At 74.8% G+C, this 9084-nt stretch carries 11 protein-coding genes; 3 read left to right on the plus strand and 8 right to left on the minus strand.

Going from position 1 to position 9084, the window contains the following annotated elements:
• Window positions 1–42: 42 nt before the first annotated feature.
• The 3 genes from ACFXOZ_RS22280 to ACFXOZ_RS22290 are packed head-to-tail and all read right to left on the minus strand — an operon-like array spanning window position 43 to window position 2593.
• A complete protein-coding gene (locus ACFXOZ_RS22280) occupies window positions 43–1026 on the minus strand; it encodes an NADPH:quinone oxidoreductase family protein (RefSeq protein WP_380592239.1) in 984 nt (327 codons plus the stop codon).
• Window positions 1023–1838 carry an SDR family oxidoreductase gene (locus tag ACFXOZ_RS22285; protein WP_380592241.1) on the minus strand — a complete coding sequence of 272 codons (816 nt, stop codon included), beginning with the start codon at window positions 1836–1838 and terminating at the stop codon, window positions 1023–1025. Before ACFXOZ_RS22285 ends, ACFXOZ_RS22280 begins: the two co-directional genes overlap by 4 nt.
• Complete coding sequence (locus tag ACFXOZ_RS22290; protein ID WP_375896364.1) at window positions 1835–2593, minus strand: SDR family oxidoreductase; 759 nt, start codon at window positions 2591–2593, stop codon at window positions 1835–1837. Before ACFXOZ_RS22290 ends, ACFXOZ_RS22285 begins: the two co-directional genes overlap by 4 nt.
• Window positions 2594–2742: 149 nt before the next feature.
• Here ACFXOZ_RS22290 and ACFXOZ_RS22295 point away from each other — a divergent pair, with 149 nt between their 5' ends.
• Complete coding sequence (locus tag ACFXOZ_RS22295; protein ID WP_380404707.1) at window positions 2743–3369, plus strand: TetR/AcrR family transcriptional regulator; 627 nt, start codon at window positions 2743–2745, stop codon at window positions 3367–3369.
• 184 nt (window positions 3370–3553) lie between these two features.
• Here ACFXOZ_RS22295 and ACFXOZ_RS22300 read toward each other — a convergent pair whose 3' ends face one another.
• From ACFXOZ_RS22300 to ACFXOZ_RS22315, 4 genes are all read right to left on the minus strand, one after another.
• Entirely contained in the window at window positions 3554–4627 is a 1074-nt protein-coding gene (locus ACFXOZ_RS22300; RefSeq protein WP_380592243.1) for a M14 family metallopeptidase, read from the minus strand.
• 15 nt (window positions 4628–4642) lie between these two features.
• A complete protein-coding gene (locus tag ACFXOZ_RS22305) occupies window positions 4643–4981 on the minus strand; it encodes a hypothetical protein (RefSeq protein WP_375896373.1) in 339 nt (112 codons plus the stop codon).
• 50 nt (window positions 4982–5031) lie between these two features.
• Window positions 5032–5751 carry a TetR/AcrR family transcriptional regulator gene (locus tag ACFXOZ_RS22310; protein ID WP_375896375.1) on the minus strand — a complete coding sequence of 240 codons (720 nt, stop codon included), beginning with the start codon at window positions 5749–5751 and terminating at the stop codon, window positions 5032–5034.
• Between the two features lie 253 nt (window positions 5752–6004).
• On the minus strand, window positions 6005–6622 hold the full coding sequence (locus ACFXOZ_RS22315) for a LysE family transporter (protein ID WP_380592245.1): 618 nt from the start codon (window positions 6620–6622) through the stop codon (window positions 6005–6007).
• A gap of 209 nt (window positions 6623–6831) precedes the next feature.
• Between ACFXOZ_RS22315 and ACFXOZ_RS22320 the strand changes: the two genes are divergently transcribed.
• Both ACFXOZ_RS22320 and ACFXOZ_RS22325 read left to right on the plus strand, forming a co-directional pair.
• Complete coding sequence (locus tag ACFXOZ_RS22320) at window positions 6832–7461, plus strand: maleylpyruvate isomerase N-terminal domain-containing protein (RefSeq protein ID WP_380592247.1); 630 nt, start codon at window positions 6832–6834, stop codon at window positions 7459–7461.
• A gap of 114 nt (window positions 7462–7575) precedes the next feature.
• Window positions 7576–7935: a hypothetical protein gene (locus tag ACFXOZ_RS22325; protein ID WP_375895650.1), complete on the plus strand. Its 360-nt coding sequence runs from the start codon at window positions 7576–7578 to the stop codon at window positions 7933–7935.
• Window positions 7936–8063: 128 nt separating this feature from the next.
• On the opposite strand, the gene ACFXOZ_RS22330 is transcribed toward ACFXOZ_RS22325, so the two are convergent.
• Window positions 8064–8978 carry a lysozyme gene (locus ACFXOZ_RS22330; RefSeq protein ID WP_380592249.1) on the minus strand — a complete coding sequence of 305 codons (915 nt, stop codon included), beginning with the start codon at window positions 8976–8978 and terminating at the stop codon, window positions 8064–8066.
• Between the last annotated feature and the right edge of the window lie 106 nt (window positions 8979–9084).

Consider the following 9084-nt stretch of genomic DNA (forward strand, 5'->3'; position numbering starts at 1 on the left):
GTTCGCCGGTGCAGCCGTCCGTCGGTGCAGCCGTCCGTCGGGCTACTCGCCCAGGACGGCGATCCGCCCGGTGCTGCGCCCGTCGGCGACCAGCTGGACGGCCGCCGCGGCCTCCGCCAGCGGGACCCGGGCGCTGACCAGCGGCCGGACCACGCCCTGTTCGGCGAGCTCGGTCAGCGCGTCGTGGGCGGCGCGCACGGCCCGCGGGTCGTGGGTGTTGTACAGGCCCCAGTGCAGGCCGAGGATCGTGTAGTTCTTCACCAGGGCGTGGTTCAGCGCCGGGGCCGGGATCTGCCCGGCGGCGAAGCCCACCACCACGATCCGGCCCTCGAAGGCCACGCACCGGGTGGAGCCGGTGTAGGCCTCGCCGCCGACCGGGTCGAAGACCACGTCCGCGCCGCGCCCGCCGGTGAACTCCTTGACGGCGGCGACGAAGTCCCCGGCCGGGCCGTCGGCCGTCCGGTCCACCACCAGGTCGGCGCCGAGCGCCCGGGCCGCCTCGGCCTTGGCCGGGCCGCCGACCACGGCGATCACCCGGGCCCCGGCGGCCCGGCCGAGCTGGACGGCCGCACTGCCGACCCCGCCGGCCGCCGCGTGCACCAGCAGGGTCTCCCCGGCCCGCAGCCGGGCCCGGCGGTGCAGGGCGAACCAGGCGGTCTGGTGGCCGATGTGCAGCGCCGCCGCCTCGGCGTCGTCCAGCGACTCGGGCGCCGGGAACGCGGCCGCGGCGTCCAGCAGCGCGTACTCGGCGAAGGCGCCGTGCGGCAGCACCGGGTTGCCGATCAGCCGCTCGCCGCGCCGGGCGCCGTCCGCGACCTCGCCGCACAGCTCCACACCCGGGGTGAACGGCAGCGGCGGGCGGACCTGGTAGTGCCCGCGCACCATCAGCGCGTCCGGGAAGTTCACCGCCGCCGCCCGGACCTTGACCAGCAGCTGCCCCGGGCCCGGCACCGGCCGGGCGGCGTCCTCGGTGAGCCGCAGCACCGCGGCCGGCTCGCCGAGTTCGGTGACCTGCCAGGCCCTCACAGCGCCCCGCCCTTCTCCAGCCCCTGCTGGAGCCGGTTCACCCCGGCGATCCAGCGGTCCGGTTCGGTGGCCCGGACGCGGTAGTACTCGGCGACCTCGGGGTGCGGCAGGATCAGGAACCGCTCCTCCCGCAGTGCCGCCAGGGCCGCCTCGGCGACCTCCGCCGGGTCCAGGGCGGTCAGCACCAGCAGCGCCTCGCCGACCGCGCCGGTGGAGGCCAGCATGTCGGTGCGCACCCCCTGGGGGCAGAGCGCGTGCACCCGGACGCCGCGGTGGCGGTAGGTGGCGGAGAGCCACTCGGCGAAGGCGAGCGCGCCGTGCTTGCTGACCGCGTACGGGGCCGAGCCGAGCATGGTGAGCAGCCCGGCGGCCGAGACGGTGGCCAGGAAGCGGCCCTGGCCGCGCTCCAGCCAGCGGGGGAGCAGCAGGTCGGCCGCTCGTACGTGGGCCAGGACGTTGACCTCCCAGGCGCTCGTCCAGGCCTCGGCGGGGGCGTCGGCGCCGCCGATCGGGGCGACGCCCGCGTTGGCGCACCACACGTCGATCTCGCCGAGCTCCGCGCGGGCCCGCCCGACGAGGGCGGCGAGGCCCTCGGCGGAGGCGGCGTCCCCGGGGAGGGCGGTGCCGCCGCACTCCTTCGCGACCGTGCGGGCGGCGTCGGCGTCCAGGTCGTTGACCACCACCCGGGCGCCGGCCGCGGCGAAGGCCCGGGCGAGCGCGGCGCCGATGCCCCGGCCGGCGCCGGTCACCACGACGCCCTGGCCGGTGAGGTCACCGCTCGGCCCGTCCGAGCCGGCGGGGGCGCCGCTCACAGCCCACCGCCGAGGGTGACTCCGCCGTCCACCACCAGGGTCTGGCCGGTGATCCAGCCGGACTCCGGGGAGAGCAGGAAGGCGACCGCGCCCGCGACGTCCTCGGGGACGCCGAGCCGGCCCAGCGGGTAGGCCTTGACGACCTTCTCCTCCCGGCCCTCGTACAGCGCCTCGGCGAACTTGGTCTTCACCACGGCGGGGGCCACGGCGTTGACCCGGATGCCCTGCGGGCCCAGCTCGGCGCCGAGTTCGGTGGTGAGCCGGATCAGCGCGGCCTTGCTGATGCCGTACATGCCGATCCCGAGCGAGGCGCGGATGCCGGCGACCGAGGCGACGTTGACCACCGAGCCGCCGTGCTCGCCCATCCAGGCGGCGTGGGCCCGGCGGGTCCAGGCCAGCGGGCCGAGCACGTTGACGGCGAAGATCTTGGCGGCCGCGTCGGGGTCGGTCTCCAGGACCGGCCCGTAGATCGGGTTGATGCCGGTGTTGTTGACCAGGTGGTCGAGCCGTCCGAAGGCCTCCAGGGTGCGGGCGACCGCCTCCTCCTGGTGGGCCGGGTCGTCGGCCTTGCCGGCGACCGCGATCGCGTTGTCCGGGCCGCCCAGGTCGCGGACGGCCTCGGCGAGCGGCTCGGGGTTGCGGGCGGTCAGGCAGACCTTGGCGCCGCGGTCGACCAGTTCGCGGGCGATGCCGAGGCCGATGCCCCGGCTCGATCCGGTCACGACGGCCACCCGGCCCTTGAAGGAGTGCACCACGGAGGGTCCTGCCTTTCCGGTCTGCTCTGGAGTGCTGACTAAGCGCTTGCTCAGCATGCTGTCGGTGCGAGAGCCTGTCAACAGTCCGCCGGGCCGCACCGGAGCGGCCGGCGGGAATGCCTGTACGACTTCTCTGGGAGGATGGCGCCATGACCAGCACGCCCATCGCCGACCTCTGGCCGACCATGCCGGGCGCCGACACCCGCCCCGAGGCGGCGTACCGGCTGCTCCAGGCGGCCGTCGAGTCGTTCGCGGAGCGCGGCTTCCACGCCACCACCACCCGGGACATCGCCACCGCGGCGGGCATGAGCCCCGCCGCGCTGTACATCCACTACCAGTCCAAGGCCGCCCTGCTCGCCGAGATCAGCCGGGCCGGCCACGCCGCCACCCTCACCCTGGTCCGGGAGGCGGCGGCCGGGGAGGGCGGCCCGGCCGAGCGGATGCGGCGCGTGGTCGAGCAGTTCACCGCCTGGCACGCCCGGGCCCGGACGGTCGGCCGGGTGGTCAACTACGAGCTGCACGCCCTGCCCGAGGACGCCTACGCCCAGGTCGCGGCGCTGCGCCTGGACATCGAGCGCGAGGTCAGCGCGCTGATCGAAGCGGGTGTGGCGGCCGGGGAGTTCGAGGTCTCGGAGGTGCGTACGGCGGCCCGCGCGGTCACCTCGCTGGGCATCGACGTCTCCCGCTGGTACACCGAGCGCTCCTCCGGCACGCCGGAGGAACTCGGCCGCCGCTACGGCGAGTTGGTGCTGCGGATGCTCGGCGCCCGGGTCTGACCGGGGCACGGGCCCGACGGGGGCACGGGCTTGACCGGGCTCCGGACGGCGAGCAGAATCGTATACGGAGTACGTGTGCCTCGTAGGCGTACAACGCCAACGCCAAGGCGCCCGCCACGGCCGGTCGTGGCGGGCGCCCTGCTGTCGGGCACGGTGGCTCCGGAGGATTGCCGGGGGAGGGCCGTCAGGCGGTGGCCAGGCAGAACTCCACCAGCCCGGCGTCCACGTCGAGGACGATCCGCTCCATCTCCGCCCACGCCGGGTGGAACTCCTTGCCCCACTCGACGGTGAAGCCGAGCACCTTGCCCTGGGCGGGGTCGACGAAGTGGCGGGAGAAGACGTAGTCGTCGCTGGTCCCGCTGGTCGGGTAGAGGTGGAACCCGGTCAGCGGCGTGTAGGCGGTGCCGCGCACGCCCTGGACGCCCCGGCAGAAGGCGGTGGCGAGTTCGAGGGCGCTGTCGACGTCGTCCTTGGGGATGTACTCGGCGTACGCGGTGTCGCCGGGCAGTCCGCGCTTGCCGTCGTAGGAGGTGTTGCGGAAGTTCATGTCCGGGTCCCCGGACTGGTTCTCGTCGTCGCCCCAGTTGTAGAGCATGTCCTGGGAGTAGCTGTGCACGTCGACGAACCACCGCGTCCCCGGGTAGTGGTCCAGCAGCCAGCGGACGTTGCGGGTCTCGGGCTCGGAGAAGGCGCTCGGGCCCTCGTACACCTGCTGGTCGCACGGGGAGGTGGACACCTGGGGGGTGGCGGTCGGGGCGAAGGCGGTGGTGAAGTCGAAGAGGAAGTCGTAGTTGCGGTTGAGGTCGACGCCGATGCAGTCCGGGTTCGAACTGCCGCCGGAGTTGGCCGGGTTGCGGTTCTTGCGCCACATCGGGTCGACGGTCTGGCTGTACAGCCGGCCGTCCGGGTTGACCAGGGGGAGGACCACCAGGTCGAGCCGGAGCAGCAGGTCCTGCACCTGCTGGGCCGTGATGGTGGTGGAGCCGTACCCCAGGCCGGTGCCGGTCCGGAAGGCCTCCAACAGGTCGGCGGCGAAGTGGACGAGGATCTCGCAGCTGCCCCACTCTCGGGCGTGCACGCCGCCGATCAGCATCACGGCGTCCTTGGGTATGCGCGAGGGGCGGCCGATCTGCAGGGCGTGGGAGGTGCGGCCCTCGACGGACGGTTCGGGGAGGGTGATCAGCTGGGCGGAACCGGGGTAGGACGCGGCCAAGCTGGTCACGGCGGACTCGACCTCGGTGATGTTCAGGTAGGACATGACGGGCCTCCCGGTTCAGCCGGCGAGCTTGGCGGCCAGGCCGTGCGGGACGGCGTCGTCGGCGGCGTAGCGGTCGCCGGTGCCGACCTCGGCCTGGGCGGCCCGGCCGTGCTCGCTGGCGTTGCCGGTCCGCGTGACGGTGACGCCCTCGCGTTCGAGCGCGGCGACCCGGTTCTCCGGGGCGTAGACGTCGATGCCGACGCTGCCGTCGGACTCCTGCCGCGGGCGGCCGCCGGTGTCGGGGCGGACCTCGCGCAGCAGGGCGCGCAGGGTGTCGGCGTCCCGGGCGGTGACGCGGAGCCTGAGGATGTCGGGCCGGGGTGGGGTGGGGGGTGTGATGGGGACGGCGGACATGACGACCTCGGGGGATTCGTACGGATATGTCCGACGTGTACCTCGTATCCTCAGGATCCGCCTTCGCCGTAGAAGTCGTCAAGGGGCGGCTCCGGCATCCCGTCCAGCAGGCGGTCCAGGCCGGCCAGCATCTCGGCCCGGTCGTCGAAGTCGGCGAAGCGGGGGACCAGCGCGCGCAGCCGCGGGTAGTCGGCCGCGGGCAGCCGGTGCAGGCCGAGGCGCAGCACCGGGTCCGGCTCGTCCGGGTTGTCGACCACCTGGCGCTTGTCCACCAGCAGGGAGCCCAGGTTCCAGGCCACGAAGGTGCGGTAGATCGTCAGCGCGGTGGTGTCGTCGAAACCGGCCCGGGCGAGCACCGCCAGGATGTGCTCGGTGAGGGCGAGGGCCGGCGCCGGGCGGCGGGACACCGGGACGGCCAGCGGGCGGGTGGCGACCAGCGGCAGGATCTCGGGGTGGGCGTGCGCCACGACGGCGAAGGCCTGGGCGATCCGGCGCAGCTCCGTCCGCCAGCCGTGCTCGTGGCCGCCGCCGACGCCGGTGCGCAGCTGGGTGTTGATCTCGGTGAAGTAGGCCTCGGTCAGGCCGTCCAGCAGGGCTTCCTTGCCGGGGGTGTAGCGGTACAGGGCCATCGACTCGACGCCGAGCTCCGCCGCCAGCCTGCGCATGGTCAGCGCGCCGAGCCCCTCGCGGTCCACCAGGGCGACGGCGGCGTCCAGCACCAGGGGGCGACTCAGGCGTCCGCGCTTCTCGGGGCCGTCCCGCTCAGCCATGTCCGCACTCCTCCGAACTCCTCCGAGTCGGTGCCGCCGGGCCGTCGGCCGTGCCCGGGCGGCGGGGCCGGAGGGGGCCGGGGCCGGGCAGGTCGCAGGTTACACAGCGGATACAGAACCAGGATACAAGGGACGAATAGCCGGAAAACAGGCCCCGGTCGTGCCCCGGTCGGTGACGGAGCGCAACCGGTGACCGGGTGTGGCCCGGTGGGGCCTGGTGCGGCTGGGTAGGGCCCGGTGCGGCCGGGTCGGGTCATTGCAGCAGCAGCCGGACGGCGAGCCAGCCCACCAGCGCGGCCGAGCCCAGGGCGGTCCACCGGCGGCCGCGGGCCCCGGTCAGGGCCCGGCCGAGCAGGGCGCCGCCGAGGGCGAGCAGCAGTTGCCAGCTCGCCGAGGCGGCGAACACGGCGAGGGTGAAGACCGTGCCGGCGAGCGGACCCGTCGGGCTGCCGGGGCCGTCGCCCAGGACCAGGGCGGCGAAGTAGAGCACCGTCAGCGGGTTGAGCAGGGTGATCCCGAGCAGGGTCAGGAAGGCCCGGGCGGGGCCGGGCGGGGCCTGGGCCGCCAGGGCGGCGGAGCCGGGGGTGCGCAGGGCGGTGGCGGCGGTGCGGACGGCCAGGGCGAGCAGGACGAGGGCGGAGACGATCCGCAGCGGTGTGGCCACCGGCGCCAGCAGCGGCGCGAGGCCGCTGCCGCCGAGGGCGGCCAGCACGGCGTACAGCCCGTCCGCGGTGGCCACGCCGAGGGCGGCGCAGGCCCCGGTGCGCAGCGAGGTCCGGGCGCTGAGCGCCACCAGGTAGGCCCCGACGGCCCCCACCGGGACGGCGACGCCCCACCCGGCGAGCAGCCCCGCGACCAGCGCGGCCCTCATGCGAGGGCGCGGTCGGGCCTCCGGGGGTGGCCGGGCTGCTGCTGCTGACCGGCGGCCGGGCGGGCGGCGGCGGTCACGGGCAGCGGGCGGGCGGGTGCGGTGGTCATGCGGTGATGGTGGCGGGCGGGGTGCCGGGGGTGTAAGTGGTTTCTCCGGTGAGGGCGGGTAGCGTGGGGCACTCCGTGGACACCGTTTCGAGGAGGCCCCCGATGACCAGTCAGAACGACCACGTGCGCGAGCTGTTGGCCGAGGCCTGGCGGTCCTGGGCGGAACGCGGCGCGGCCCTCGGGGCGGCCGACTGGGACCGGCCGACCCGGCTGACCGAGTGGACCGTACGGGACCTGTACGCGCACGTGGCACCGGTGCCGGAGATGTTCACCGGACTGCGCGGGGCCGTCCTGGACGGTCCGGCCGAACTGACCTGCGGGGCGGACGTCCTGCGGACCTTCAACCGGCCGGGCGGGCTCGCCCACACCGCCGCCGGACAGGTCGCCGAGCTGGCCAGGGAAGCGGCCAGGGCGAGCGAACCGGCGGCGCTGATCGCCCGGTTCGGCACCGAGGGCCCGGAGGCCCTGGCCGGACTCGCGGACCTGCCGCCGAGCACCGTGGTGGCGCACCCGCTGCTCGGCAGCGTCACGGTCGGGGCGCTCGGCGAGGTGGCGCTGATGGAGGCGACCGTCCACCTGCTGGACCTGGTCGCGGCCGTCGGCGGCCCCGCCCCGGCCGAGGGGGCGCTGCGGTTCACCCGCGGGCTGCTGGCCGAGGTCGCCGACCCGGTGGCCTTCATCGAGGCGGCGGCGGGCCGCGCTTCGGAGCCGGTGCTGCCCGTCATCCGCTGAGCCGGTGCTGCCCGTCATCCGCCGAGCCGGTCGACCACTGACCCGGAGGGTCCCGTTCCCGCTGGTCAGTCGTATGCTGGGGGCTCGGAGAACGCGTCACTCGGGGGGATGTCGATGGACCGGTTGTGGGACCTCTGGTGGCTGCTGCCGATGGTGATCTACGGCGGCTCGGATTTCGCCCGCAGGGCGCTGAAGAACCGCCACCAGCGCAAGCTGGAGGTGCTGGAGGCGAAGGAGCGGCAGCGGGTCGCCCTGGAGGCGGCCGGCCGCCCGCCGGAGCCGGTCTGCGGCTGCACCCACCACCTGGCCAAGCACGACAAGCAGGGCCGCTGCCACGAGGTGGTCGAGGCGCCCACCGGCTGGGACGCCGACCGGCGCCCGGTGAGCTACGAGCCGCGGCAGTGCAACTGCCAGCAGTACGTGGGGCCGGAGCCGCTGGGCACGGTGTTCGCGCCGGAGCTCACCGACCGCTGAGCCCGGCGTCGTCCGGCCCGCCGCCCTGGTGGGGCCGCCCTGGTAGGCCCGTCCTGGCAGGGCCGCCCTGGTAGGGCCTGCTGCTCCCCGCGCCGTCGGTCCGGTGTGGGGAGCAGCGGTGTGCCCGGTCAGCCCAGGGCGAGGGCGCTCAGCCGGTCGGCGGCGCCGTTGAAGAGGTCCTGGTCACCGGGGAAGGTGCCGGAGTCGGCGTACTGCCAGAAGGTCTGGTAGCCCCAGCCGTTCGGCAGGGTGCCGGCGGTGGAGGAGTAGCGGGCGATCCAGAGCGGGTTGGTGGCGCCGAAGCCGCCGTAGTTGCCGGTGCAACTCGCCCACCAGTTGGTCGTGGTGTAGAGGGTGGGGTAGCGCCCGGTGCGGTTGCGGACGGTGGTGGAGAAGTCCCGGATCCAGCTGACCATGGCGCTCTGGCCGAGGCCGTAGCAGCTGGCGCCGTACGGGTTGTACTCGATGTCGAGGGCGGGCGGCAGGGTCGCGCCGTCGGCGGACCAGCCGCCGCCGTGGTCGACGAACCAGTTGGCCTGGGCGGAGCCGGAGGAGTTGTTCGGCAGCGCGAAGTGGTAGGCGCCGCGGATCAGTCCGGCGTTGTACGAGCCGTTGTACTGCTGGGCGAAGTACGGGTTGGTGTAGCTGGTGCCCTCGGTGGCCTTGACGTAGGCGAACTGGGCGCCGTTGGCCGCCGCCGTGGACCAATCGACGTTGCCCTGGTAGCTGGCGACGTCCAGCCCGGGGGTCTGGGTGGCGGCGAGGGCGGGCAGCGGCGACGCACCGGTGCGGCCCTCGTGGGCGGCGACGGTGGAGCCGGCGAAGTCGCGGTCGGGGTGGAAGGCCGGGCGGGCCTCGGGGGTGGGGGTGAGGGCGGGGCCGGTGGGGGCGAGAGGGGCGGGGTCGGCCGCGTAGGCGGGCGCGGTGACGCCGGTGACCAGGGCGGTCGCGGCGGCGAGTGCGGCCAGTACGGGGAGCCGACGGCGGGTCGTGGGTCTTCTGCTGGTACCGGTGGGGCGGGCGGAGCGGGAAGAGCGGGGCATGGACACTCCTCTGGTTCCGGTGTCTGGTTCCGGTGCGAATGGCCCAACGGGCTTGGTGCGGCCGGTGGTTGGACCGACCGGGGAGCAGGTTAGCCATGTACCCGCC

The organism is Kitasatospora sp. NPDC059160, assembly GCF_042755465.1.
Lineage (GTDB): Bacteria > Actinomycetota > Actinomycetes > Streptomycetales > Streptomycetaceae > Kitasatospora.

Excerpts from the sequence above, each read along its gene's own strand:
- ACFXOZ_RS22295 (WP_380404707.1), top strand. The coding sequence starts at position 2,743 with ATGACCAGCACGCCCATCGCCGACCTCTGGCCGACCATGCCGGGCGCC.
- ACFXOZ_RS22300 (WP_380592243.1), bottom strand. The coding sequence starts at position 4,627 with ATGTCCTACCTGAACATCACCGAGGTCGAGTCCGCCGTGACCAGCTTG.
- ACFXOZ_RS22305 (WP_375896373.1), bottom strand. The coding sequence starts at position 4,981 with ATGTCCGCCGTCCCCATCACACCCCCCACCCCACCCCGGCCCGACATC.
- ACFXOZ_RS22310 (WP_375896375.1), bottom strand. The coding sequence starts at position 5,751 with ATGGCTGAGCGGGACGGCCCCGAGAAGCGCGGACGCCTGAGTCGCCCC.
- ACFXOZ_RS22315 (WP_380592245.1), bottom strand. The coding sequence starts at position 6,622 with ATGAGGGCCGCGCTGGTCGCGGGGCTGCTCGCCGGGTGGGGCGTCGCC.
- ACFXOZ_RS22320 (WP_380592247.1), top strand. The coding sequence starts at position 6,832 with ATGACCAGTCAGAACGACCACGTGCGCGAGCTGTTGGCCGAGGCCTGG.
- ACFXOZ_RS22325 (WP_375895650.1), top strand. The coding sequence starts at position 7,576 with ATGGACCGGTTGTGGGACCTCTGGTGGCTGCTGCCGATGGTGATCTAC.
- ACFXOZ_RS22330 (WP_380592249.1), bottom strand. The coding sequence starts at position 8,978 with ATGCCCCGCTCTTCCCGCTCCGCCCGCCCCACCGGTACCAGCAGAAGA.